The sequence below is a fragment of the Streptomyces sp. WAC00040 genome (assembly GCF_056835925.1).
In genome coordinates this window covers 2,107,724-2,132,742 of the sequence record NZ_JAKQZE010000001.1, presented here as the reverse complement: position 1 = coordinate 2,132,742, position 25,019 = coordinate 2,107,724, and the positions used below count along the sequence as shown (strand labels likewise).

Genomic DNA, 25,019 nt, shown 5'->3' with positions numbered 1-25,019 from the left:
GGAGTGTGGGATCAGCGCGCCATGATCAGGCTCATCGCCTCGTTGCGCGTCGCGGGGTCACGCAGCTGACCGCGGACCGCGGAAGTGATCGTCTTGGCGCCGGGCTTGCGGATACCGCGCATCGACATGCACATGTGCTCGCACTCGACGACGACGATGACGCCCCGGGGCTCAAGGATCTCCATCAGGGAGTCGGCGATCTGAGTGGTCATCCGCTCCTGCACCTGCGGCCGGCGCGCGAAGACGTCCACCAGCCGGGCCAGCTTGGACAGGCCGGTGATCTTGCCGCTGGTGGACGGGATGTAACCGACATGCGCCACGCCCCTGAAGGGGACCAGGTGGTGCTCACAGGTCGAGTACACCTCGATGTCCTTGACGAGCACCATCTCGTCGTGGCCGAGGTCGAACGTCGTCGTCAGGACGTCCTCCGGCTGCTGCCACAGACCCGCGAATATCTCCTTGTACGCCCGCGCCACGCGTGCGGGCGTCTCACGCAACCCCTCGCGGTCCGGGTCCTCGCCGACCGCGATGAGCAGTTCACGAACGGCGTTCTCCGCGCGCTTCTCGTCGAACTCGGCGAGATAGCCCTCGCCGTCCAGCGTCACCGGGTCGGTCATCAGTGCCTCGTTCCTCTGCTCCAAGCGTGGCGCGAAAACGCCGCACTTCCCAGGCTAGAACCTGGGAAGTGCGGCGTTCATTCCGGGGCCGGTGGCCCTGGGGCGACGAATGCCCTGGTCAGGCCTCCGGACGCTCCTCCGGGACCGGCTCGGCGGACGACTTGGTGACATCGGTCACCGTGGTCGCCGTGGCCGAGGCCGACGTCGCACCGTTCGCGGCGCCGTTGGTCAGCGCCAGCTCCTTGGGCGAGAGCACCGGCGGGCGGGTGGAGGGGGTACGCCGCGAGGAGCCGGTCCACGCCGGGCGGGCCGGGCGCTTCACGATCGGCGCGAAGATCTCAGCGATCTCCTCCTTGCCGAGCGTCTCCTTCTCCAGCAGCTGGAGGACCAGGTTGTCGAGAACGTCCCGGTTCTCGACGAGAATCTCCCAGGCCTCGTTGTGCGCGGCCTCGATGAGCTTCTTGACCTCTTCGTCGACCAGCGCCGCGACCTCTTCCGAGTAGTCGCGCGGGTGGGACATCTCGCGGCCGAGGAACGGCTCGGTGTTGTCACCGCCGAACTTGATCGCGCCCAGCCGCTCGGTCATGCCGTACTGCGTGACCATCGCGCGGGCCGTGGCGGTGGCCTTCTCGATGTCGTTCGCAGCGCCCGTGGTCGGGTCGTGGAAGACGAGCTCCTCGGCCGCACGCCCGCCCAGCATGTAGGCGAGCTGGTCGAGCATCTCGTTGCGGGTGGTCGAGTACTTGTCCTCTTCCGGGAGCACCATCGTGTAACCGAGGGCACGCCCCCGGGAGAGGATCGTGATCTTGTGGACCGGATCGGAGTTGGGTGAAGCCGCCGCGACCAGGGCGTGACCGCCCTCGTGGTACGCGGTGATCTTCTTCTCCTTGTCGGACATGATCCGGGTCCGCTTCTGCGGACCGGCCACGACACGGTCGATCGCCTCGTCCAGCGCGTGGTTGTCGATCAGCTTCTTGTCGCTGCGCGCGGTCAGGAGCGCGGCTTCGTTCAGCACGTTCGACAGGTCGGCGCCGGTGAAGCCGGGCGTGCGCCGGGCAACCGCGCCCAGGTCCACGTCCGGAGCGACCGGCTTGCCCTTCTGGTGGACCTTGAGGATCTCGAGCCGGCCCTGCATGTCCGGACGGTCGACCGCGATCTGCCGGTCGAAGCGGCCCGGGCGCAGCAGCGCCGGGTCGAGGATGTCGGGCCGGTTGGTGGCGGCGATCAGGATGACGCCGCCCTTCACGTCGAAGCCGTCCATCTCGACGAGCAGCTGGTTCAGCGTCTGCTCGCGCTCGTCGTGGCCACCGCCGAGACCCGCACCACGGTGCCGGCCGACGGCGTCGATCTCGTCGACGAAGACGATCGCCGGGGCGTTCGCCTTGGCCTGCTCGAAGAGGTCGCGGACCCGGGAGGCACCGACACCGACGAACATCTCGACGAAGTCGGAACCGGAGATCGAGTAGAACGGGACGCCCGCCTCGCCGGCGACGGCGCGTGCGAGCAGCGTCTTACCCGTACCGGGCGGGCCGTAGAGCAGCACACCCTTCGGGATCTTGGCGCCGACGGCCTGGAACTTCGCCGGCTCCTGGAGGAACTCCTTGATCTCGTGGAGCTCCTCGACGGCCTCGTCGGACCCCGCCACGTCGGCGAAGGTCGTCTTCGGGGTGTCCTTGGTGATCAGCTTGGCCTTGGACTTCCCGAAGTTCATGACTCGGGAGCCGCCGCCCTGCATCTGGTTCATCAGGAACAGGAAGACCACGACGATCAGCACGAAGGGCAACAGGGAGAGCAGGACCGAGACGAACGGGCTCTGCTTCGACGGCGAGACCGTGTAACCGTCCTCGATCGCGCCGGCCTCGAACTTGTCCTGCAGCGTGTCGGCCAGGTCGGCACCCTGGGTGCCGATGTAGCTGGCCTGCACCTTGCTGCTGTTGTCGACCTTCTGGCCCTCCTTGAGCTCGATCTTGATGATCTGCTCGTCACCAGTGGTCAGTTTTGCCTGCTTGACCTGGTCTTTTGCGATCGCCTGGACGACCTCGCCGGTGTCAACCGTCTTGTAGCCACCGGACGAGCCGACGACCTGCATCAGCACGACCACGGCGAGGACGGCCAGCACGATCCACATGACCGGCCCACGGAAGTATCGCTTCACGTCCATCCATACGGGGCGGTGTCGCCCCGTCCCTCCTGCCCGTAGGTAAATGCTGCTGTGAGAAAAGACAACTGTTCTTCGGACGGTACCTCAGCATCGACGCCGACGACCGCCTTCCCCTGCTCCAACGGCGAAAAGGCGGGCTTGGTTCCCCGGCGTGCCGTTGCTTCAGCCTCCGTAGACGTGCGGCGCCAGCGTGCCCACGAACGGGAGGTTCCGGTACTTCTCCGCGTAATCAAGGCCATATCCGACGACGAACTCGTTCGGGATGTCGAACCCGATCCACTTCACGTCGATCGCGACCTTGGCCGCGTCCGGCTTCCGCAGCAGGGTGCAGACCTCGAGTGAGGCCGGCTCCCGGGAGCCCAGGTTCGACAGCAGCCACGACAGGGTCAGCCCCGAGTCGATGATGTCTTCGACGATCAGTACGTGCTTGCCCTTGATGTCGGTGTCCAGGTCCTTGAGGATGCGGACCACACCGGACGACTGCGTGCCGGCGCCGTACGAGGAAACCGCCATCCAGTCCATCGTGACGGGGGTGGACAGCGCGCGCGCCAGATCCGCCATCACCATCACCGCGCCCTTGAGGACTCCGACGATGAGCAGGTCCTTGCCCGCGTACTCTGCGTCGATCTTCGCGGCCAGCTCGACGAGCTTCGCGTCGATCTCTTCCTTGGTGATGAGCACCGACTGAAGGTCGGTGCCCATGTCCTTCTCGTTCACCCGCGTCGCTTTCTCTCGGCGGTTCAGCCTTGCCGAATGACCAGTCTGCCACCCTGGCGTCGCGCTTCGACCCGGCCGGGCAGGTTGATGGTGCCCTGACCGCGCCATCCGGTGATGAGACGGTCGACTTCCTCGACGTGCCGGGCAAACAGCGATCCGGCGGGCGCCCCGGCCTCGATCACGGCCCGGCGCAGCACCCGGCGGCGCACCGCGGGCGGCAGGACGTAGAGCTTGGCGCATTCCAACCGACCGCTCTCGTCCCGCACGGTGGCCTCCACGTCGGCGGCCCAGCTGTCGAGGGCGTCGGCATCGTCGCGGGAGAGCTGGGCGGTACGGGCCAGTGCCTCGACGACGCCCTTTCCGAGCGCCTTCTCCAGGGCGGGCAGCCCTTCGTGGCGCAGCCGGGAGCGGGTGTAGGCCGGGTCGGCGTTGTGCGGGTCGTCCCACACGGGCAGCGACTGGACCATGCAGGCCTTGCGGGCGGTCTGCCGGTCGATGTGGAGGAAGGGCCGGCGGTAGCGGCCGGCGGTGCCCGACACGGCGGCCATTCCGGACAGTGAGCGGATGCCGGAGCCTCTGGCGAGTCCGAGCAGCACGGTCTCCGCCTGGTCGTCGCGAGTGTGGCCGAGCAGCACGGCGGCGGCTCCGTGGCGCTCGGCGGCGTCGTCCAGGGCGGCGTAGCGGGCGTCACGGGCCGCGGCCTCGGGTCCGCCCTCGCGGCCGACCCGGACGGCGATGGCCTCGACCGGGTCCAGCTGCATCGCGGTGAGGCGTGCGGCGACCTCGGCGGCGCGCATGCCGGAGCCGTCCTGGAGGCCGTGGTCGACGGTGACGCCGCCGGCCCGGACGGAAAGTTTGCGGGCCTCGAAGGCGAGGGCGGAGGCGAGCGCCATGGAATCCGCACCGCCGGAGCACGCCACGAGGACGAGCGGGGGTTCGCTCGCGGGCGCCGGGCCCGGGGCGGAGTGCGCGAAGCGTGCGGCGTTTTCTGTCTGGTCGGTGAGGACGTCGTGGAGTACGCGGCGGACCGCCAGGCGTATCGCCGCGACCGCAGGATGGGGACCCATGTCCGGTGCCCTTCGTGAACGGTTCGGGAGTGGGGTGACTCGGTCGAGTCGGACGATCAGGACGGCCCACATGACGAAGACCGTCACTCCGAGAGCAGTCACTCAGAGTGCGTCGATGGTGACAGAACCGAGCCAATACCCGAGCATTGCACGCCTATCCACAGCCCACGGTCCCTCGGACGGGTGATTGGAGGGGCGCCCTTCTGCCGATGCCCGCCTGTCTTTCGCGACTCTCCTCTACGGCGCGCCCTCCCCCTTGCGGTGCACCCTCGCGACCCAGTCCGCCGGTTTGGCGATCTCCGCCTTGGTCGGGAGCGTGTTCGGTGAGGTCCAGACGCGGTTGAAGCCCTCCATCCCCACCTCCTCCACCACGGCGCGCACGAAGCGCTCGCCGTCGCGGTACTGGCGCAGCTTGGCGTCGAGCCCCAGCAGCTTGCGCAGCGCGAGGTCCAGCCGGCTCGCGCCCCGTGCCCTGCGCTGCTGGAACTTCTCCCTGATCTCCGCGACCGACGGCACCACCGCGGGGCCGACGCCGTCCATCACGAAGTCGGCGTGGCCCTCCAGCAGGGACATCACCGCGGTCAGCCGGCCGAGGATCTCCCGCTGGGCGGGGGTCTGCACGATCTCGACGATGGAGCGGCCTTCCTCGTCCTGCTCGCCCTCCGGACGCGCCCCGACGAGGGACTGCGCGGCCTCCCGGAACCGCTCGAGGACGGTCATGGGATCCATCTCGGTCTCACTGAGGAACGACTGGATCTCGCCCTCGAGATGGTCGCGCAGCCAGGGCACGCCGGTGAACTGCGTGCGGTGGGTCTCCTCGTGGAGGCAGACCCAGAGCCGGAAGTCGTGCGGCTCCACTTCCAGTTCGCGTTCGACGTGGACGATGTTGGGCGCGACCAGCAGCAGCCGTCCGCCGCCGTTACCCTCCGCGGGGTCCGCGGACGGCAGGTCGCGACCGCCCGGCGCGAAGGTCTCGTACTGTCCCAGCACCCGTGAGGCCAGGAACGACAGCAGCATGCCGACCTCGACGCCGGTCACCTTGCCGCCCACGGCGCCGAGCACCGCGCCGCCGGGCGTGCCGGAGCGCCGTTCCTGCATCTTGTCCAGCAGCGGGCGCAGCAGTTCGCGGAAGCCCGCGACGTTCGCCTTGATCCAGCCGGCACGGTCCACCACAAGGACCGGGGTGTCCCGTGGCCGGGCGCCCTCCGGAATCATCCGGGTGAACTCCCGGACGTGCTCCTCCGAGGCCTTGGCGTGGCGGCGGAGCTCGGCGACGACGGCGCGCGCCTCGTCCCGGCTCACTTCGGGACCCGGCCGCACGAAGCGGGTCGCGGTCGCCACGGCGAGGTTCCAGTCGACCATCTCGGCACCACCGATGCTCGTCATGCGTCAACCGTACGTTCTCGGCCCGCGCCGCGGAGAGGTGTCGTCGTCCGCCGATCCGGTCCCCCGGCCGGTTCGGGCCCCTGCCTCAGGAGACCAGGGCTGCCGCCAGCCGGTCCAGAGCGGGCTGCGCCTCGTAGGGGGAGGGTGTGTCCGCGGCGAGGAACGCGAAGCCGAGGAGTCGGCCGCCCGGGGCAACGACGGTGCCGGCCAGGGAGTTGATGCCGGTGAGGGTGCCGGTCTTGGCCCGGACGAAGCCGGTGCCGGCGGAGGTGTCGGAGTAGCGGTCCTCGAGTGTGCCGCTGAAGCCGGCGACGGGGAGTCCGGTGAGGATCGGCCGCAGCTCGGGGTGGGCCGCGTCCGCCGCCCGCGCCAGAACCGTCGTGAGCAGCGCCGCCGACACCTTGTCGCGGCGGTTCAGCCCGCTACCGTCGGCGAACCGGGTACCGGCCAGCGGCAGCTGGAGCCGGCGGAGCTGCTCGGTCACGGCCCGCTCCGCGCCGGCGAACGACGCCTTGTCGCCGGTGGCGACGGCGGTCTGGCGGGCGAGTGACTCCGCGATGTCGTTGTCGCTGTCGGTGAGCATCCGCTCGACGACGGTCGACAGGGGCTCGGAGAGCACCTGGGCGAGGGGGACCGCGTCGGCCGGCGCGCGCCCGGGTGCGGGCGGCGTCGTGCTGATCCCGCGTTCCGAGAGCTGCTCGCGGAAGACCCGGGCCGTTTCGCCCGCCGGGTCGGCGCTGCGGGTGGCGGGCCCCCTCGTGCGGTCGTCGAGCCGGCCCTGTCCGACCATGAGGGCGGTGACCGGGGCGATGTTGTCGTTGGGGCCGATGGGATGCAGGACGGGGCCCTGGTAGAGCGAGGCGTCGTACACGAGCCGGACCGTGGCGGCCTTCCGGGAGCCCTCGGCTCGCGCCCGCAGGGAGTTCGCGGTCAGGTCGGCCAGTTCGGCGAGACGGGCCCGGTCGAGGGTCGCGTCGCCGCCTCCGACCAGCGTGATCGCGTCTGCGTCCGGAGCGGCGACGACCGTGGTGGGGATGCGGTGGTCCGGTCCGAGTGCGGTGAGGGCCGCCGCGGCTGTGGCGATCTTGACGGTCGACGCCGGGACCATGGGGGTCTCCGCCCGCTTCCCGTACAGCCGCTCGCCGGTGGTGAGATCGACGACGCAGACGGCGGGCGCCGGTCCGAGGCCGGAGTCGGCGAGCAGCGGCCCGAGCGTCCCGGCCAGGCCGTCCGCCCGGGCGGGGACCTCCGCGGACACGGTCCGCGGGCCGCCGAGGGCCTCGAGCACCGAGGCGGCGGAGGGCGCCGGCGCCGGGCTCTTCGGTGCGGGCGCTTGGTGATGTGCGCCACCCGTGGGGCCGTGGGCCGCCACCCGCTGCTTCTCGGCCTTACGCTGACCGTTGTCCCAAGGTCCCGCCGCGGCCACCGCCCCGGCGGAGAGGGTGAGGCCGACCACGGCAGCACCTGCTGCGAGCTGCCACGTCCTGACCTTCGGCACCTCGCACCAGCCCCTTTCGCGATCACACATGTGCGTGAGGGACACTTAATCACCAGTACTGCGTCTTGCTATGTGTTGATCATGGAGGAGCCACCCGTGGAGTTCGACGTCACCATCGAGATCCCGAAGGGTTCGCGGAACAAGTACGAGGTGGACCACGAGACCGGTCGGATCCGCCTTGACCGTCGACTCTTCACCTCGACCAGCTACCCCGCCGACTACGGTTTCGTCGAGAACACCCTCGGCGAGGACGGCGACCCGCTGGACGCGCTGGTCATCCTCGACGAGCCGACCTTCCCGGGCTGCCTCATCAAGTGCCGCGCCATCGGCATGTTCCGGATGACGGACGAGGCGGGCGGCGACGACAAGCTGCTCTGCGTGCCGGCGTCCGACCCGCGCGTGGAGCACCTGCGGGACATCCACCACGTGTCGGAGTTCGACCGCCTGGAGATCCAGCACTTCTTCGAGGTCTACAAGGACCTGGAGCCGGGCAAGTCCGTCGAGGGCGCCGACTGGGTCGGCCGCGCCGAGGCCGAGGCCGAGATCGAGGCCTCCTTCAAGCGCCTCGAGGCGCAGGGCGGCGCGCACTGACGCGGTACCGCTGACGTACGCGACGCGGGCGGGACACCATCTGGTGTCCCGCCCGCGTCGCGTTTGGGCCCATGCCCGCGGCCATACTGGGCAGAAGCGCCGGTCAAGGGGCGGTACGAGAGGGAGCGAGGAACACGAGTGGTGGCGGAACCCGAGGGTCCGGAAGACCGGAAGCCTCAGTCCGACGAGGCGCACAGCGCTTTCGTCCCGCCGGCGGGGGTGGAACAGCCCGGGGCGCCGGAAGAGGACCACCCCAGTTCCGAGTTCGCCGTCCCAGAAGGTCTGGCCCCCGAGCCGCCCGCGGAGCCCGAGGGCTCCGCGTTCGCTCCGCCGCGCACCTACAGCGCCAGGACCTCGCCGCCCGCCTTCACCCCCGCGCACGGCATCCCGATGGTGCGGCTCACCAAGGACGCGCCCTGGCAGGACCGCATGCGGGCGATGCTGCGGATGCCCGTGGGCGAGCGGCCGGTGCCGGAGACACCGCACCGGCACGACGAGGCGGGTCCGGCCGTGCCCCGGGTGCTCGACCTGACCCTGCGTATCGGCGAGTTGCTGCTCGCAGGTGGCGAGGGCGCCGAGGACGTCGAGGCGGCCATGTTCGCCATCTCCCGCTCGTACGGGCTGGACCGCTGCGAGCCGACGGTCACCTTCACCCTGCTGTCGATCACCTATCAGCCGTCCCTGGTCGACGACCCGGTGACCGCGAACCGGACCGTCCGGCGGCGCGGCACCGACTACACCCGGCTCGCCGCCGTCTACCGGCTGGTCCACGACATCAGCGCCGAGGAGTCGGACGTCACGCTGGAGGAGGCGTACCGGCGTCTCGCCGAGATCCGCCGGAACCGGCACCCCTACCCCGGCTGGGCGCTGACTCTGGCCGGCGGGCTGCTGGCGGGCTCCGCCTCCGTGCTCGTCGGCGGTGACACGGTGGTGTTCCTCGCCGCCGCGGTCAGCGCGATGCTCGGCGACCGGCTGGCGTGGCTGTGCGCCGGGCGCGGGCTGCCCGAGTTCTACCAGTTCGTCGCCGCGGCGATGCCCCCGGCGGCGATGGGCGTGGCGCTGAGCCTGTCACCGCTGGAACTGCGGGCGTCCGCCGTCATCACCGGTGGACTCTTCGCCCTGATCCCCGGACGAGCACTCGTGGCCGGCGTGCAGGACGGACTGACCGGCTTCTACATCACCGCGGCCGCGCGACTGCTCGAGGTCGGCTATCTGGTGGTCGGCATCGTCGTCGGCGTGCTCGGCGTGCTCTATCTCGGTGTCGCTCTGGATGCCGGACTCAGTCCGGAGACCGCGATCCACAGCGTGCCGCGGCCGGTCACGCAGACCCTAGCGGCGATGGGCCTGTCGCTGTGCTTCGCGGTGATGCTCCAGCAGGAGCGCCGGACCGTGGCCCTGGTGACCTTCAGCGGCGGTGTGGCCTGGGTGGTGTACGGCGCGGTCGCGGACGTCGCCGGTGGCTCGCCTGTGGCCGCTACCGCCCTCGCCGCGGGGCTCGTGGGCCTGTTCGGCCAGATGCTCTCGCGATTCCGGTTCGAGTCGGCGCTGCCGTACGTGACGGCCGCGATCGGCCCGCTGCTGCCCGGTAGCGCCACGTACTTCGGACTGCTGGAGGTCGCCCGCGGCAATCTCAACACCGGACTCGCCTCGCTGAGCAAGGCGGCCGCCCTGGCGCTGGCCATCGCGATCGGGGTGAACCTCGGTGGCGAGATCTCCCGGTTGTTCCTGCGGGCGCCGGGGGTCACCGGCGCCCTGCCGGGCGAGGAGACGCCGGGCGGACGCCGCGCGGCCAAGCGGACGCGCGGCTTCTAGGGTCTCCGCGTCTGCGGTCGGGGTCAGCGCTTGGCGTGACGGCCGCCACGGGACGACGGCGGGATCTCGCCCTCCGGCGCGGAGGCTGCGGCTGCCTCCGACTTCTTGTTCTTGGAGCGGGCCCGCAGGAACTCGATCACGATCGGGACGACCGAGAGCAGGACGATCAGGATCAGGATCGCCTCGATGTTCTTGTGGACGAACTCGACCTTGCCCAGCGCGGCACCGAGCAGCGTGACGCCGGCGCCCCACAGGACGCCGCCGATGACGTTGAAGGTGACGAACGAGCGGTAGTTCATCCGGCTCACACCGGCGATGATCGGCGTGAACGTGCGCACGATGGGTACGAAGCGGGCCAGGACCAGGGACTTCGGGCCGTACTTCTCGAAGAAGTCGTGCGCCTTCTCCACGTTCTCCTGCTTGAAGAGGCGGGAGTCGGGGCGCTTGAAGAGGGCCGGGCCGACCTTGCGGCCGAAGAGATAGCCGACCTGGTCACCGATGACGGCGGCCATCACGATCAGCGTGCAGACCAGCCACAGCGGCATGTCGATCGCGCCCGTGGTCACCAGGAGACCCGTGGTGAACAGCAGCGAGTCGCCGGGCAGGAAGAACCCGATCAGGAGGCCCGACTCGGCGAAGACGATCACCAGGACGCCGATCAGCCCGAACGTGGTGATCAGGTAGTCCGGGTCGAGCCAGCTCGGTCCGAGCGCAAGGGTGTTCACGAGGTCCGGGCTCCTGTGGTGATAGTCGTCGGCAGGGTCGGCTGCCCAAAGCTATCAACGCATACGGGTGACACCCGGTTCCACCTGCCCCTGCGGATGCGAGGTGGACGCAGGGCCCCGAAGCTTTCACCATGGGAATCGATGATTACGGCGGCGGGCAGGGCCCGCAGGCCGATGTGCTGGTCGTCACGACGAACGACCTCCCCGGCCACCGTGTGGAGCAGGTGATCGGCGAGGTCTTCGGCCTGACGGTGCGCTCGCGGCATCTGGGCAGCCAGATCGGGTCCGGCCTCAAGTCGATGATCGGCGGCGAGCTCAAGGGTCTGACCAAGACGCTCGTGGAGACCCGCAACCAGGCCATGGAGCGCCTGGTCGAGCAGGCCCGGTCACGGGGGGCGAACGCGGTGCTCGCCTTCCGCTTCGATGTGACGGAGGCCGCGGACGTCGGCACGGAGGTCTGCGCGTACGGCACGGCGGTGACGGTGGCGAAGGTGTGACGGCGCGGGACGCGGCGCTCCCGGCCGTCGCCCGGCCCGTCCGGTCCCCCTCGCCCGGTCCGTGCCCGCCCGCGGGGCTCAGAGGTGCCGGACGGCGTTCGCGAGGATCGCCTCCCGCTCGTACGCCGCGAGCCCGGGCCTGGCCTTGTCGATGTTGCGGGTGAACCGCTCGTCGGCGACGTACATCTCGGCCAGGCCCGTGTGGATCTCGTACGTGCAGGTGTAGTGGTGGCTCGAGATCCACCGGCGGTGGTCCTCCGCCACGTCCATGGCGGCCCGGGACTCCGGCTCCTCGCCCGCGTCCATCAGCGCCACGAAGCGCCGGGTGATCTCGTCGGCCTCGCGCTGGATGCGCAGCCAGTCCTCCTTCGTGTACGAGGCCGTGCGCCGCCGGGACTCCTCGTACGCGTCGGTGCCGCCCCAGCGCTGCTCGGTCTCCTCGGCGTACTCTTCGGGGTCGAAGTCCCCGAAGACCTCGAACTTCTCCTCGGGCGTCAGGTTGATGCCCATCTTCTTCGCCTCCATGGCTCGTTCCACGGCCGCGGCCATCTCCTTGAGTCCGGTGATCCGGGCGGAGAGCAGTTCGTGCTGCCGCCGCAGGTGGGCCTGCGGGTCCGCGTCGGGGTCGTCCAGGAGTGCCGCCACCTCTTCGAGGGGAAAGCCGAGCTCCCGGTAGAACAGGATCTGCTGCAGCCGGTCCAGGTCTGCGTCGTCGTAACGCCGGTGGCCCGACCCGCTGCGGCCGCTCGGACGCAGCAGTCCGATCTCGTCGTAGTGGTGCAGCGTGCGCACAGTGACTCCGGCGAAACGGGCGACCTGTCCCACGGAGTAGCTCATCGCCTTCGCTCCTTCCTTCGCTTTACGGACCCAGACTGCTGCCTCACGTTGCGTGAGGTGCAAGCCCGTACGAGCCTGTGGGCTATGGCACTCCACCAGGGCACCACCGGGACCGAGGACCACACACCGGAGCGGCGCAGGCTCGCGGTCAACCCCTTCTTCGGTCCGGCCGACCCGGTCGGCGGGATGACGGCCGCCCCGCCCACGCACCGCCTCCCGGACGGCCCGATGCCGCCTCTCACGGCGTATCAGCTGGTGCACGACGAGCTCATGCTCGACGGGAACTCCCGTCTCAACCTCGCCACCTTCGTCACCACCTGGATGGAGCAGCAGGCGGCGGAGCTGATGGCCGAGTGCCGCGACAAGAACATGATCGACAAGGACGAGTACCCGCGCACGGCGGAGCTGGAGCGCAGGTGTGTGGCGATGCTCGCCGACCTGTGGCATGCGCCGGAACCGGCCTCGGCCGTCGGCTGTTCGACCACCGGCTCGAGCGAGGCCTGCATGCTCGCCGGGATGGCCCTCAAGCGGCGGTGGGCGAAGCGGAACGCCGACCGCTATCCGGCGACGGCCCGGCCCAACCTGGTGATGGGCGTCAACGTGCAGGTCTGCTGGGACAAGTTCTGCAACTTCTGGGAGGTCGAGCCACGGCTCGTGCCCATGGAGGGGAACCGCTTCCATCTTGACCCCCAGGCCGCCGCCGAGTTGTGCGACGAGAACACCATCGGGGTGGTGGCGGTGCTCGGCTCGACCTTCGACGGCTCCTACGAGCCGGTCGGCGAGCTCTGTGCCGCGCTGGACGACCTCCAGGAGCGCACCGGCCTGGACGTCCCGGTCCATGTCGACGGCGCGTCGGGCGCGATGGTCGCCCCGTTCCTCGACGAGGACCTCGTCTGGGACTTCAAGCTGCCGCGGGTGTGCTCGATCAACACCTCGGGGCACAAGTACGGGCTGGTCTACCCCGGTGTGGGGTGGGCGCTGTGGCGGTCGCCCGACGAACTCCCCGAGGAGCTGGTGTTCCGGGTGAACTATCTCGGCGGCGACATGCCGACGTTCGCCCTCAACTTCTCCCGCCCCGGCGCGCAGGTGGTGGCGCAGTACTACACGTTCCTGCGGCTCGGGCGCGAGGGATACCGGGCCGTCCAGCGGACGGCCCGCGAGGTGGCGACGCAGCTCGCCGATCGGATCGGGGCGCTGGACGACTTCCGGCTGCTCACCGCGGGCGACCAGTTGCCCGTCTTCGCCTTCACGACCGCGCCCGAGGTGAAGTCGTTCGACGTCTTCGACGTGTCGCGGCGGCTGCGGGAGAAGGGGTGGCTGGTGCCCGCCTACACCTTCCCGGCGAACCGCCAGGACCTCTCGGTGCTGCGGGTGGTCTGCCGCAACGGCTTCTCCGCGGACCTCGCCGAACTGCTCCTGGAGGATCTGCGGCTGCTGCTTCCCGAACTGCACGCCCAGTCGCACCCTTTGACCAGGAGCACCGCGGAGGCCACGGCCTTCCACCACTGAGCGGGGGCGGCCCGGCACCGGCACCGGCCGGTGCCGGGCCCCGCCGTCTCAGCGGCCCAGACGCCGGAAGCGGGAGACCGCCAGCGGGAAGAAGACCGCGACCAGCGCCAGAGGCCAGGCCACCGCCAGCAGGTCCGCGTGCTCCGCGGCCCAGGAGCCCGTGGTCACGTCGGGGATGCCCGCGAGGTCGCGGACCGTCGTCGCGGTCGCCGAGATCGGGTTCCATTCGACGGCCGCGCCCAGCCAGCCCGGCATCGATTCGGGCGTCGCGAAGGCGTTGGACAGGAAGCCGACCGGCCAGACGAGGATCTGCACGGCCTGTACCAGTTCCGGCTTCCCCGCGACCATCGCGAGGTGGATGCCGGCCCACAGCATCGCGAAGCGCAGCAGCAGGAGCAGCCCGACGGCCCCGAGCAGCGCGCCGAAGCCGCCGTTCCAGCGCCAGCCGATGGCATGGCCGACGCCGATCATGACCAGCAGGCCGAGCGCCGACTGGAGCATGTCCGCGAAGCTGCGCCCGACCAGCACCGCGGACGACGCCATGGGCATGGACCTGAAGCGGTCGATGACGCCCTTGTTGAGGTCCTGGGTGACCGCGAGCATCGTCGCCTCGAGACCGAAGGCCATCGTCAGCGCGAGCATGCCCGGAATCAGGAAGTCGACGTAGGCCCCTTCCACGCCCCGGCCGCCGCCGATCAGGTAGCCGAACATCAGCAGCAGCATCACGGGGAACACGAGCCCGACCACGACCTGCACGGGCTGCCGTGCCCAGTGCGCGAGTTCGCGCCGGGTCATGGTCCAGGAGTCGGTCAGTACGTAACTGCTCATGCCGCGTGCTCCTTCGTCAGGTGGAGGAAGACCTCGTCGAGGGTGGGGCGGCGGACGGACAGGTCCTCGGCCTCCACCCCGGCCGCCTCCAGTGCCCGCACGGTCTCGGTCAGGGCGGCCATCCGGTCGCTCACCGGCGCGCTGACGAGCCGCCGGTCGGGGTCCACGATCGCCTCGCCGGGGAGCAGGGAGGCGACGAGTGCGAGGCGGTCCGCGTCCCGCAGGACCACGTCGATCCGGTCGCCGCCGGTCTTGGCCTTCAGCTCGTCCGCCGTGCCCTCCGCGATCACCCGTCCGGCGTCGACGACCGAGATCCGGTCGGCCAGCTGATCGGCCTCCTCCAGGTACTGCGTGGTCAGCAGCACCGTGGTGCCGGCGCCGACGAGGGAGCGCACCGAGGCCCACACCTCGGCCCGGCCGCGCGGGTCGAGTCCTGTCGTGGGCTCGTCGAGGAACAGCACCTCGGGCTCGGTGATCAGCGAGGCCGCGAGATCCAGCCTTCTGCGCATGCCGCCGCTGTAGAGCTTGACGGCCTTGCGTCCGGTGTCCACGAGGTCGAACCGCTCGAGCAGCTCGTCGGCCCTGGCGCCCGCCCGGCGTGCGCCGAGGTGGTACAGCCGCCCGAACATCTCGAGGTTCTGCCGTCCGCCGAGCTCTTCGTCGACCGCCGCGTGCTGCCCGAGCAGGCCGATCCGCTTACGGACCTCGCCGGCCCTGGTGCGCACGTCGTGACCGGCGACGCGCACCACGCCCTCGTCGTGCCGCAGCAGTGTCGCCATGACCCGCACGGCGGTGGTCTTGCCCGCTCCGTTGGGACCGAGCACGCCGTGCACGGTGCCGCTCGCCACCGTCAGGTCCAGGCCGTCCAGAGCGTGCTTGTCCCCGTACCGCTTCCGTACACCCTCGACGACGATCGCGTCCGTCATCCGTCTCCTCCAGCAGCCTTGGGACAGTAGTCAAATTTGACCACTGCCGTAGGGTAGTCCCCTGAAATCGATTGGTCAAACTTGATTAGCCGAGATCGCCCTCATGAGGCTCGCCCGTCGCGTAAGGGTTCTCGTCGCCCTCCGCCCGCACCCCGATGAACGGTTCCCCCTCACCGGCGAAGGTGTAGGCGCCGTCCTCGATCCGGCTGATCAGGCCGCGTGTCCACTCCGCGCCGAAGTCCGCGGACGAGACCCACATGTTCATGATCTCGCCGATGTGGCCCAGCGACTGGGGGCCCTCCTCCGGCGTGTAGTACTCGGTGACCGCCGCCCGCCACTGCTCCAGACCACGCACCCTCTCCTTGAGCAGCGCCACCGCCTCGTCCCGGGGCAGATCGACGATGAAACCGATCGCGGCCGAGAGCACGTCCGTCTTCTGGTCGTGCGCCGTCAGGGACTCCCGCAGGAGCGCGAAGAACTCCTCGGTGCCCCGCTCGGTGATCTCGTACTCGGTCCGCGGCGGCCCGCCCGCCGTCGAGGGGGCGATCTCATGGGCGTGCAGCAGTCCCTGCTTCGCCATCTGCTTGAGCGCGTGATAGATCGACCCCGGCTTGGCGTTGGACCACTCGTGGGCGCCCCAGTACTCGAGATCGTTGCGGACCTGGTAGCCGTGCGCCCGTCCGTGCTGGCGCACGGCCCCCAGGACGAGAAGCCGGATCGCTGACATCCGCGTACCTCCTAATCAACTTTGACCAGGGTACGCAGCGGTCGTCACGCCCCCCAGTCCCCACCCTGTTCCAGCGCGATCAGGTCGAACGCGCCCTTGCCGTCCAGCGACTCGCGGATGATGTCCGCGTGGCCCGCGTGCCGGGCGATCTCCTCGACCAGGTGCATCATCAGCCACCGCATGGAGACCCGCGCGTCCTTGGGGTACCAGGGCGCCGGGGGCAGCGGGAAGGTGTCGTCGAGGCTCGGCACCGAGCGGATGAACTCCTCCGTCTCCTTCGCGACCGACTCCCAGAGGGCCAGCACACCCGGCACGGTCTCGCCGTCGACCAGGCGGAAGCTGTCGCCCCAGGTCTCCTCGCTGCGCTGCCTCTCGCTCGGCCGCTGCTGCGCCAGCCGCAGCCAGTTCAGCTCCGTCTCCGCCACATGCTTGACCAGCCCCGACAGCGACAGCTCGCTCGCGCTCGGCCGGCTCGCCGCCTGCTCCTCCGTCAGACCGAGGACGGAGCGCCGGATCGCGCCCCGCTGCGCCTCGACGAAGGACAGGAGCGCGCCGCGCTCGTCGCCGTGGGCCTCCGCGGGAACGTGGGTGACCATGGTGTGTCCGCCTTCCGGATCGTGGGGAAGGGCCGTCCGCCCTCCTGCCGACACCTCAGAAGCTACGGGCCCTTGCGGTCAGCTTCTGTCCGCAAGGGCCCTACGGAGGAAGATTCGTCAGAACGGGAACCGCGAGCGCCCGTGCTGGACCGAGATCCACTTCTGGGTCGTGAACGAGTCGAGCATCGAGTCGCCGTTCAGCCTGCCGAGACCCGACTGCTTCTCGCCGCCGAAGGGCACGATCGGCTCGTCGTGCACGGTGCCGTCATTGATGTGGATCATGCCGGTGTCCACCCGCCTGGCGAGCCGCACACCCCGCTCCACGTCACCGGTGTGCACGGCGCCGCTCAAGCCGTACGGCGTCTCGTTGGCGATCCGGACCGCCTCGTCCTCGCCGTCGAAGGGGACGATCAGGGCCACCGGACCGAAGATCTCCTGCGTCAGCACCGGCGAGTCGGCGGGGATGCCGGTCAGCACCGAAGGGAAGACGAGATTGCCGTCCGCGGCGCCGTGCAGCAGCGCCGTCGCACCCGCCTCCACCGTCTGCTCGACCAGCGCGGAGACCGCGTCCGCCTGGGAGGAGTTGATGAGTGGGCCGATGTGGGTCGCCGGGTCGGCCGGGTCGCCCACCTTGAGGGTCCGCACCTTGGCGACGAACTTCTCGGTGAACTCCTTCTCGACCGAGCGGTCCACCAGGACGCGGTTGGCGGCCATGCAGACCTGGCCCTGGTGCACGAACCGGCTGAAGACCGCGGCGTCCACCGCGTAGTCGATGTCGGCGTCGTCGAGGACGATCAGGGCGCTGTTGCCGCCGAGTTCGAGGATCGCGTGCTTGAAGTTGGCCGCGCAGACGGTGGCCACGTGCCGGCCCACCTTGTCGGAGCCGGTGAAGGAGATCACCTTCGGTATCGGGTGCGCGATGAGCGCGTCGCCTATCTCGGCTATGTCCGTGATCACGACGTTCAGCAGGCCGGCAGGCAGTCCCGCTTCCTCGAACACCTTGGCCACGAGGGAGCCGCCGCAGATCGGGGTGTTCTGGTGCGGCTTGAGGACCACGGCGTTGCCGAGGGCGAGAGCCGGGGCCACCGACTTGACCGACAGCAGGAAGGGGAAGTTGAAGGGGCTGATGACGCCCACCACTCCGACCGGAACCCGGTAGACGCGGTTCTCCTTGCCGTCGACCGGCGAGGGCAGGATGCGCCCCTCCGGCCGCAGCGCCAGGTGCACCGCCTCGCGCATGAACTCCTTGGCGAGATGCAGTTCGAACGCCGCCTTGAGCCGGGTGCCGCCGAGCTCGGCGACGATCGCCTCCGCGATCTCCTCCTCGCGGTCCTCGATGATCCGAAGGGCCCGCTCGAAGACCGCCCGTCGGGAGTACGGGTTGGTGTCCGCCCACGCCCGCTGAGCGCGGTCCGCCGCGCGGTACGCCTGGTCCACCTCGTCCGCCGTGGCCACGGCGATCGAGGCGAGCTTCTCACCGTCGTAGGGATTGAAGTCGATGATGTCCCAGGAGCCGCTGCCGGGCCTCCACTCGCCGTCTATGTACTGCTGGGCCAGATCGGTGAAGAAGGACATGTGATCCCTTACTCCAGAGGCATGAGCACGGACGTCTGATGTTGCGTCATCGTACTTATGTTTCAGATGAGTTGGAGGAGACCCCGAAGAAGGTCACGGGTCTCGGCCGGATCAGGACTGTCCTCGGTCAGCCGTTCCATCACCCGCTCGTACTGGGCGACCTCCTCGCGCTTGTCCAGATACAGGGCGCTGGTCAGCTGCTCGAGGTAGACGATGTCGGAGAGGTCCGACTCCGGGAAGCGCAGCATGGTGAACGCGCCGCTCTCGCCCGCGTGGCCGCCGAAGCTGAAGGGCATGACCTGAAGCGTGATGTTCGGGTGCTCCGAGACCTCGATCAGATGGCGGAGCTGGGCCTGCATCACCGCCCGGTCGCCGTACGGGCGGCGCAGGGCCGCCTCGTCCAGCACTGCGTGAAGGTGCGGGGCGCGTTCGGAGACGAGCGTCTTCTGGCGCTCCAGGCGCAGCGCGACCCTGCGGTCGATCTCTGCCCGCGGCGCGTCGGGCATTCCGCGGGTGACGACGGCGTGCGCGTACGACTCGGTCTGCAGCAGCCCGTGCACGAACTGCACTTCGTAGATGCGGATCAGCGAGGCGGCACCCTCGAGGCCGATGTATGTCTGGAACCAGCCGGGCAGTACGTCACCGAAGCTGTGCCACCAGCCGGCGACGTTGGCCTCCTTGGCGAGCCCGAGCAGCGCATCGCGTTCGCTGTCGTCGGCGACGCCGTAGAGCGTCAGCAGGTCCTCCACGTCGCGCGCCTTGAAGCTCACCCGGCCCAACTCCATACGGCTGATCTTGGATTCGGACGCGCGGATCGAGTAGCCGGCAGCCTCTCGCGTGATGCCACGCGATTCCCTCAGCCTTCTGAGCTGTGACCCCAGCAGGATGCGCCGTACCACCGAACCCCCGCCCGGGCCCTCGGCACGGGACTGTTCCCACGACCACGCTGACTCGCCTGCTGCCACGACTTCGACCCTCCCCATCCCTGCTGTGCACGCTCTGTTCGCTCGACACCGATGCTTCCGGAGGTCCCCCCGAACCCCAAGAGCCGGATTCTGCCACCAAAACGCTTCAGCCCGTACTCGTTCGATTACGGAAATGAGAAGGCGCGCAGGGCCGAGCGCGCAAGATATTGGTGGAAGAAATGAGCAAGAACCGGCACGGGCGCGGACAGGTCCGGCGCGTGCACGTGCATCTGCCCTTGCATCTGCCCTACGCATTCGGAACCATGGTCCTCGCGCACCTGCGTGCTCGTTCGTGTTGTAGCGTCACAGCCGCGATTCCCGGGAGTGCCTCGCATGGGACCGAATGGATCCACCATGCTCGAGCCGTTACGGCAGGGCCTTCCCCCCTTCGACCCCGCGGCCGTCTCGAGTTCGGCCTCGTGCGCCCTGCCCGCCCGCTTCGAAGCGGTGCGCGGCGCCCGGATGTTCACCAAGAACACGCTGGGCCAGTGGCAGCTGGACGAACGCTTCGACGATGTCGCCCTGGTCGTCTCCGAGCTCGTGACCAACGCCCTGCGGCACGCTCTGCCGTCCGACGGTGCCCCGCACGAGCCCACCAAGGAAGCCCCGGTCCGGTTGCACCTGATGCGGTGGACCGGCCGGCTGGTGTGCGCGGTGCGTGACCCCAGCCACGACGGCCCCCGGTCGCGAGAGGCCGAGGAGGACTTCGCCGCCGAGTCCGGCCGCGGGCTCTTCCTGGTCGACTCCTTCAGCGACGGCTGGGGCTGGCACCCGCTCGCCGGGTCGCTGCGCGGCAAGGTGGTCTGGGCGCTGTTCCGTCTGAACCAGGCGCCTCCATCGGTCTGAACCGGTCGCCCACGCCCGGGACACGGTCGCGTGTCCCGGCCCGGCGTGCGCCGGAGCGGCCGGGCCTCACGCCCCCGCGATCAGGTGATCGAACTCCCCGTCCTTGACGCCCAGAAGCAGCGCTTCTATCTCGGCGGGCGTGTAGACGAGCGCGGGCCCGTCGGGGTGCCGCGAATTGCGCATCGCCACGTCGCCGTCCGGAAGTCTGGCGAGTTCCACGCACGAACCCTGCGAATTGCTGTGACGGCTCTTCTGCCAGACGACCCCGCGAAGCTCCGTCGCCGCCATGCCGTTGTAGACCTGGTGCACAAGTCGCTCCCGGGGTGCAAGGTGCAAGTGTCAACTATCCGGGATCATAGCTGTGTTCACATGCAGATGCATGAGGCCGATGCGCGAGCAGATGCACGTGCACGCGGGGTGTCCCCGCGGTTACAGCAGCGACGGCCTCACCCATGGAGACGCATGCCACCGCCGATCGGTGCCATCTGTCGCGGCCCGGTTCCGGGCGCCCCCGGTGGATACGGACGGGCCGTGCCCGTCCGTTCAGCCGGACGAGCCGAGACGCGGGCTGACATGTCAGACCTCGAGCAGGGAGTCGAAGGCGGGCGGCAGCCGCTTCCAGGCCTCGCGGCCCGCGGCGTACTCGGCGTCGGTCAGCAGGCACGACTCGAGGAGCTGTTGGAGTCCGTCGCGGTCGAGGCCCGGCGAGGTGAACACCAGGTGCTGGCAGCGGTCTCCGTGCTCGGGGTGCCAGTTGAGCGCGGCGGCCGCCCGGCGCACGGGCGGGACCATCTCCCAGGCGGCGTCCGGCAGCGAGGCGAGCCAGGGCCCCGCGCTCTCGACACAGAGCGCGCCGCCTGCCGCGTCCCAGGCCAGCAGGGTGTCCGGCCGGTCGGCGAGCCAGAACCGGCCGCGGCTGCGGGCCGCCGCGCAGGTCAGGTCCTCCAGCGCCTGGTAGAGACGTTCCGGATGGAAGGGCCGGCAGCTGTGCCACACATAGGTGGCGACGCCGCAGTCGTCGGCCTCCTGCGGCAGCCGTGCGCAGGCCGGATGCTGCGCGGCGGCGGCCGCGTCCACGTCGAACCCGGCGACGGCCGCGGCGGCCAGCCCCTCGCCGTCCACGGCGATCCGCCTGGCCGTCGGGTGCAGTTGTGCCAGCAGGGCGCGGTCCTCGTCGTCCGCCTCCTCGCTGTCGACGAGGGCGAGGACCGGCGCGTACTCGAGCTGACGCGCCCAGGTGTCCGCGATCGTGCGCCGGTCCGTGGCCGCCGCGGCCAGCCCCGCGTCCGTCAGGTCGTCGCCGTTGGCGAGATACGGCAGCAGCAGCGCGGGGTCCACGGCGGTCATCACCGATGTCAGGGCGAGACCTTCGCCGCCGTGCGCCGCGATCACTTCCGCCATGGCCTTGGGCTCGACCGAGTCCCACAGCTCGACGACCGCGAGACCGGTGGCGCCGTCCGCGGCGAGCCGCGCCAGTTCGGGCACCAGATCCTCACGCAGTGCGCAGCAGGCGCAGTCGTTGACGAGCGGCGTCTCCCCCGTGTCGCGGACGCCCCGTGCGTCGCGGACCGTCCTGACGACCGTGCCCCGTTGGGCGGTCGAGAGGTCGTGGTGAAGGGCGACGCTGCCGGGCACCGTGGTGAGCAGCCGCTCCACGGCTGCCCGGCGGGCGTCGGCGTGCAGTCCGCCGACGAGTACGACGGGCAGCGTCACCTTCCGCCTCCGTACCTGCGCTCGAAGCGCTCGACGCGGCCGGCCGTGTCGAGGACGCGCGCCGTCCCTGTGTAGAAGGGGTGGCTCGCGGAGGAGATCTCCACGTCGATGACCGGGTAGGTGTGGCCGTCCTCCCAGTCGACGGTCCTCGCGCCGGTGGCCGTCGACCGGGTCAGGAAGGCGAAGCCGGCGGCCTTGTCGCGGAAGACGACAGGCCCGTAGGGCGGGTGGACACCGGACTTCATGTCAGCGCTCCTCTCGGAAGTCGACGTGCCGGCCGGCGACCGGGTCGTACTTGCGAAGGGTCAGCCGGTCCGGGTCGTTACGGCGGTTCTTGCGGGTGACGTAGGTGTAGCCGGTGCCCGCGGTGGAGCGGAGCTTGATGACCGGGCGGATGTCGTTGCGAGCCATGACGCGCAGTATATGGAAATGATTTCCATTATCAAAGTCATCGCCCGCGCAGGCCGGGCACGTGCGTGCCGGAGCAGCGGTCGCGCAGGCCGGACGACGCCACCGGCCGCGGGACGCCGGTCCGGCGCGCGTCCGCGACATGGCGACGGTGGCGCGACGGGCAGGCGAACCGGGGGGCCGCCTGCGGAAGTTCCGGCTGCCCAGGTCGCCGAGGCGTGAGCAGGCGCACGCCGGCGTCCTCCCTGGTGTGGGCACGTCCTGCTGGTAACTTGGCGCGGTCTTGCTATCGATCAGGGGGACAGATCAGTGCTCAAGCTCGTACGTACATCGGCCGTCGCGGCGGGCCTCGTCGCCGCCCTCGCGCTGACCGGATGCGGCAGCGGCGACAGCGACGACGCAGGCAAGGGCAAGGGCAAGGCCACGGCCTCGCCCACCGAGGCCGGCGGCGACAGCGGCGGCGGCGAGGGCAGGGCCCGTGACATCGAGGGCACCTGGACCGGCCTGAGCGACGGGAAGCCGGTCGCGCTGTCCGTCCAGGGCTCCAACGCCGCGATCGTCGCCGACGGTCATGCCTGCACGGGCGAGGTGCAGGACATGGGCGAGCAGATGCTGTCGCTGAAGTGCGCGGACGGGAACACCGACCGCACGATGGGCTCGATCGAGTCCAACGACGGTACGACTCTGGTCATTTCGTGGGACGCCGGCAAGAAGGACACCCTCAAGAAGAGTGAGGCGGGCGCGCTGCCCGACGGTCTGCCGACCGGCCTGCCGTCGGACTTCCCGACCCCGTGACGGCTGCGGTTCACCGCCGGCCGGTCGCCGGGGGCGAGCCGCTCCGCACGTCACTCCTGCGTCACCGGGCCGCGGGTCCCTCGTGGACTCGCGGCCCGTCCTCGCCCGGCCTCGCGGCCATGGCGTCGGCCAGGTCGTCCAGCGCGGCGAGGAGTTGGACGGCGCCGCCGCGAAGTACGGCGTCGGACGTCTCCTTCGTTCCCCAGCGGTCCACGACCTCGTGCACCGGATCCCAGTCCGGCACCCGGTTCTCGCGTACCGCCTCCGCGCCCTCCTCGACGGCGTGGCGCAGTACCTCGGCCAGCGCGGCGGCGGCGGGCACCGGCGCGGCACCCTGCCCGCCGCCGTACTCGGGCAGGTGCGCCTCGATGAGCATGGCGACCCTGCCCGCCTGGGCGAGTGCCCGGCCCGCGTCCTCCGCCGTTCTCCGTGACAGCACACGGGAGGGCACCGGCTCGTGCTTGGCCTTCGACAGGGCGTCCCGCCAGGCGATACGCGCGTCCCGCGAGTCGAGCAGCGTCCCCCGGACGTCCGCGGACCCGGAGGTCCCGGCGGTGTCCGTCTTCTCGGCGGGATCGGCGTAGCGGTCGAGGACGGCCGCGGCATAACGGCCGTTCGCTAGCAGCCAGTCGGCGAGCCGGTGGTGCAGGCGGGGGGTCTCCCAGGCCGGGTAGAGCGCGTAGGCGAGCATCGCCAGCAGCCCGCCGAGGAAGGTGAGCACCACCCGCTGGGGAACCGTCTGGGCCCAGTCCTCACCGCCGGTACCGAGCAGGAAGACCACATAGGCGGAGATGAAGACGCTGGCCACCGCGTACCCGGTGCGCATCACCAGGTACATGCCGAAGGCGCACAGGACGGCGATGCCCGCGCTGACATAGGTGCCGGGCCGGGCCGTCTGCACCACCGCCGTCGCCACGCCCACACCGACGAGGGTGCCGCAGAAGCGGGCGACGGAACGGCCGTAGGTCTGCGAGAAGTCGGGACGCATGACCATGACCGCCGTCAGCGGCGCCCAGTAGCCGTGGCCCAACGGCAGCGCGGTACCCAGCAGATAGCCCGCGGCCACGACCGCCGACGAGCGGATCGCGTGCCGCAGCACCGGCGAGTCGGGCCGCAGCTCGTCGCGCATGGCCCGCACGGCACCGGGGATCAGCCGCACCAGCCCGTGCCGTGTGCGGTGGTCGGACTCGGCGGCGCCCGCGCCGCGCACCGTGCCGACGACCTCGTCGAGCAGCGCGGTCAGCCGCACGGCCGCTCGTCGGGGCGGCCCGGAGAGAATGGCTCCGGTGTCGGGCGTCCGCAGGGCGGCGGCCGCGGCCGGCGGCACCCGGACGGCCTCCCCATGACGTACGGCGCTCGCGACGGCGTCGAGCACCGTCCCCGCGGCGTGGAGGAGTTCGCGCACCCGGTCGCGGGCCGGGCCCTCCGCGGGGACGCCGACCGCCGGGTCGGCCAGTGAGGCGAGCACGGGCCTGATGCGCTCGGCGACGCCGCGGGTGCCGTGCAGCTCCGCCGGCCTGCGCCTGGCCTGGCGAGCGGTGACGGCAGCGGCACTGCGGGCGTGCATCAGGGGGGCCGGGTCGAAGGACGCCGTCGGGTCCTCGCGGAGCCTGCGGGCGTAGTCGGCCTCAGCCGCGAGCGCGTCGGCGAGCGCGTCGCGCTGCGCACCCCAGCGGCGCACGGGGAACAGGACGACGAGCAGGGCCTGTACGACGCCTCCGACGGCGATCATGGCGGCATGGCCCGCGGCGGCGGCGACCGACGTGGGCAGTGTGACGGTCACCAGCATGATGGCGATGTTGGAGGACGCCATGATCCCGGCGGTCGGTCCCACCGCCCACAGGAGACCGCCGAGGAAGGTCCACAGCGTCAGCAGGGCGAGGAACAGGACGACATGGGCGCCGGTGAGGTACCCGAGGAAGGTGGAGACGGCGAGCGTCGCTCCCGACAGCAGCGCGAGGACCGGCCGCGGCCGCCAGCTGCGCTGGAACGTCGCGAGGGCGGACTGGAACGCGCCGAAGGCGGAACTCACGGCGACGGCGGGCCCGAAGAGCGTGAGCCCCGCGCCGACGACGAGCGCCAGCCCGGCGGCGCCCCGGACGGCGATGAGGGGTTCCAGCCGCTTCCGCTCGATCTTCAGCCCCGAAAGGGCGGTCTCCTTCAGCGCCCGGAGCCAGCTCATGGGCCGAGCGTAACGACCTTTCCCGGCATTTCGCCCGACCT

At 70.5% G+C, this 25,019-nt stretch carries 25 protein-coding genes; 6 read left to right on the top strand and 19 right to left on the bottom strand.

Annotated features, from left to right (window positions below):
- Window positions 1-11: 11 nt before the first annotated feature.
- From folE to dacB, 6 genes are all read right to left on the bottom strand, one after another.
- Window positions 12-617 (bottom strand): GTP cyclohydrolase I FolE, encoded by a 606-nt coding sequence (folE, locus tag MDN94_RS09740; RefSeq protein WP_441263651.1) that lies wholly within the window; start codon window positions 615-617, stop codon window positions 12-14.
- Between the two features lie 118 nt (window positions 618-735).
- Entirely contained in the window at window positions 736-2,778 is a 2,043-nt protein-coding gene (gene ftsH / locus MDN94_RS09735) for an ATP-dependent zinc metalloprotease FtsH (RefSeq protein ID WP_482725474.1), read from the bottom strand.
- A 162-nt stretch (window positions 2,779-2,940) separates the two neighbouring features.
- Window positions 2,941-3,480, bottom strand: coding sequence for a hypoxanthine phosphoribosyltransferase (gene hpt / locus MDN94_RS09730; protein WP_159689106.1), 540 nt, complete (start codon window positions 3,478-3,480; stop codon window positions 2,941-2,943).
- Window positions 3,481-3,518: 38 nt separating this feature from the next.
- Window positions 3,519-4,562, bottom strand: a complete 1,044-nt coding sequence (gene tilS / locus MDN94_RS09725; protein ID WP_482725473.1) for a tRNA lysidine(34) synthetase TilS — start codon at window positions 4,560-4,562, stop codon at window positions 3,519-3,521.
- Between the two features lie 237 nt (window positions 4,563-4,799).
- Entirely contained in the window at window positions 4,800-5,948 is a 1,149-nt protein-coding gene (locus tag MDN94_RS09720) for a zinc-dependent metalloprotease (protein ID WP_482725472.1), read from the bottom strand.
- An 85-nt stretch (window positions 5,949-6,033) separates the two neighbouring features.
- Window positions 6,034-7,476: a D-alanyl-D-alanine carboxypeptidase/D-alanyl-D-alanine endopeptidase gene (gene dacB / locus MDN94_RS09715; protein ID WP_482725471.1), complete on the bottom strand. Its 1,443-nt coding sequence runs from the start codon at window positions 7,474-7,476 to the stop codon at window positions 6,034-6,036.
- A 66-nt stretch (window positions 7,477-7,542) separates the two neighbouring features.
- Here dacB and MDN94_RS09710 point away from each other — a divergent pair, with 66 nt between their 5' ends.
- On the top strand, window positions 7,543-8,037 hold the full coding sequence (locus MDN94_RS09710) for an inorganic diphosphatase (protein ID WP_005314187.1): 495 nt from the start codon (window positions 7,543-7,545) through the stop codon (window positions 8,035-8,037).
- Window positions 8,038-8,175: 138 nt separating this feature from the next.
- A complete protein-coding gene (locus MDN94_RS09705) occupies window positions 8,176-9,849 on the top strand; it encodes a threonine/serine exporter family protein (protein WP_482725470.1) in 1,674 nt (557 codons plus the stop codon).
- A gap of 23 nt (window positions 9,850-9,872) precedes the next feature.
- On the opposite strand, the gene MDN94_RS09700 is transcribed toward MDN94_RS09705, so the two are convergent.
- A complete protein-coding gene (locus MDN94_RS09700) occupies window positions 9,873-10,574 on the bottom strand; it encodes a DedA family protein (RefSeq protein ID WP_482725469.1) in 702 nt (233 codons plus the stop codon).
- 131 nt (window positions 10,575-10,705) lie between these two features.
- Here MDN94_RS09700 and MDN94_RS09695 point away from each other — a divergent pair, with 131 nt between their 5' ends.
- The gene (locus tag MDN94_RS09695; protein WP_482725468.1) at window positions 10,706-11,071 is read left to right on the top strand and encodes a YbjQ family protein; all 366 of its coding nucleotides are present in this window, start codon (window positions 10,706-10,708) and stop codon (window positions 11,069-11,071) included.
- A 78-nt stretch (window positions 11,072-11,149) separates the two neighbouring features.
- Here MDN94_RS09695 and MDN94_RS09690 read toward each other — a convergent pair whose 3' ends face one another.
- Entirely contained in the window at window positions 11,150-11,908 is a 759-nt protein-coding gene (locus MDN94_RS09690) for a MerR family transcriptional regulator (RefSeq protein ID WP_482725467.1), read from the bottom strand.
- 84 nt (window positions 11,909-11,992) lie between these two features.
- On the opposite strand from MDN94_RS09690, the gene gad reads away from it, so the two are divergent.
- Entirely contained in the window at window positions 11,993-13,417 is a 1,425-nt protein-coding gene (gene gad / locus MDN94_RS09685) for a glutamate decarboxylase (protein ID WP_482725466.1), read from the top strand.
- Between the two features lie 48 nt (window positions 13,418-13,465).
- Here gad and MDN94_RS09680 read toward each other — a convergent pair whose 3' ends face one another.
- The 6 genes from MDN94_RS09680 to MDN94_RS09655 form a co-directional block, all read right to left on the bottom strand.
- Complete coding sequence (locus MDN94_RS09680; protein ID WP_482725465.1) at window positions 13,466-14,245, bottom strand: ABC transporter permease; 780 nt, start codon at window positions 14,243-14,245, stop codon at window positions 13,466-13,468.
- Window positions 14,242-15,171, bottom strand: coding sequence for an ATP-binding cassette domain-containing protein (locus tag MDN94_RS09675; protein WP_482725464.1), 930 nt, complete (start codon window positions 15,169-15,171; stop codon window positions 14,242-14,244). Before MDN94_RS09675 ends, MDN94_RS09680 begins: the two co-directional genes overlap by 4 nt.
- A gap of 85 nt (window positions 15,172-15,256) precedes the next feature.
- The gene (locus MDN94_RS09670) at window positions 15,257-15,898 is read right to left on the bottom strand and encodes a PadR family transcriptional regulator (protein ID WP_482725463.1); all 642 of its coding nucleotides are present in this window, start codon (window positions 15,896-15,898) and stop codon (window positions 15,257-15,259) included.
- A 44-nt stretch (window positions 15,899-15,942) separates the two neighbouring features.
- Window positions 15,943-16,494 (bottom strand): DinB family protein, encoded by a 552-nt coding sequence (locus tag MDN94_RS09665; protein WP_482725462.1) that lies wholly within the window; start codon window positions 16,492-16,494, stop codon window positions 15,943-15,945.
- A 117-nt stretch (window positions 16,495-16,611) separates the two neighbouring features.
- Window positions 16,612-18,069: an aldehyde dehydrogenase family protein gene (locus tag MDN94_RS09660; RefSeq protein WP_482725461.1), complete on the bottom strand. Its 1,458-nt coding sequence runs from the start codon at window positions 18,067-18,069 to the stop codon at window positions 16,612-16,614.
- A gap of 62 nt (window positions 18,070-18,131) precedes the next feature.
- Window positions 18,132-19,052: a helix-turn-helix domain-containing protein gene (locus MDN94_RS09655; RefSeq protein WP_356620710.1), complete on the bottom strand. Its 921-nt coding sequence runs from the start codon at window positions 19,050-19,052 to the stop codon at window positions 18,132-18,134.
- Window positions 19,053-19,367: 315 nt separating this feature from the next.
- Between MDN94_RS09655 and MDN94_RS09650 the strand changes: the two genes are divergently transcribed.
- On the top strand, window positions 19,368-19,880 hold the full coding sequence (locus tag MDN94_RS09650; RefSeq protein ID WP_482725460.1) for an ATP-binding protein: 513 nt from the start codon (window positions 19,368-19,370) through the stop codon (window positions 19,878-19,880).
- Window positions 19,881-19,946: 66 nt separating this feature from the next.
- On the opposite strand, the gene MDN94_RS09645 is transcribed toward MDN94_RS09650, so the two are convergent.
- From MDN94_RS09645 to rpmG, 4 genes are all read right to left on the bottom strand, one after another.
- Complete coding sequence (locus MDN94_RS09645) at window positions 19,947-20,189, bottom strand: DUF397 domain-containing protein (protein WP_005314214.1); 243 nt, start codon at window positions 20,187-20,189, stop codon at window positions 19,947-19,949.
- 267 nt (window positions 20,190-20,456) lie between these two features.
- Entirely contained in the window at window positions 20,457-21,593 is a 1,137-nt protein-coding gene (locus MDN94_RS09640) for a CobW family GTP-binding protein (protein WP_482725459.1), read from the bottom strand.
- Window positions 21,590-21,838 (bottom strand): type B 50S ribosomal protein L31, encoded by a 249-nt coding sequence (locus tag MDN94_RS09635; RefSeq protein ID WP_482725458.1) that lies wholly within the window; start codon window positions 21,836-21,838, stop codon window positions 21,590-21,592. The genes MDN94_RS09640 and MDN94_RS09635 overlap by 4 nt, the downstream gene beginning before the upstream one ends.
- 1 nt (window position 21,839) lies before the next feature.
- On the bottom strand, window positions 21,840-22,004 hold the full coding sequence (gene rpmG / locus MDN94_RS09630; protein ID WP_005314221.1) for a 50S ribosomal protein L33: 165 nt from the start codon (window positions 22,002-22,004) through the stop codon (window positions 21,840-21,842).
- A 306-nt stretch (window positions 22,005-22,310) separates the two neighbouring features.
- Between rpmG and MDN94_RS09625 the strand changes: the two genes are divergently transcribed.
- Window positions 22,311-22,796, top strand: coding sequence for a hypothetical protein (locus MDN94_RS09625; protein ID WP_482725457.1), 486 nt, complete (start codon window positions 22,311-22,313; stop codon window positions 22,794-22,796).
- A 61-nt stretch (window positions 22,797-22,857) separates the two neighbouring features.
- On the opposite strand, the gene MDN94_RS09620 is transcribed toward MDN94_RS09625, so the two are convergent.
- Window positions 22,858-24,978 (bottom strand): FUSC family protein, encoded by a 2,121-nt coding sequence (locus tag MDN94_RS09620; RefSeq protein WP_482725456.1) that lies wholly within the window; start codon window positions 24,976-24,978, stop codon window positions 22,858-22,860.
- Between the last annotated feature and the right edge of the window lie 41 nt (window positions 24,979-25,019).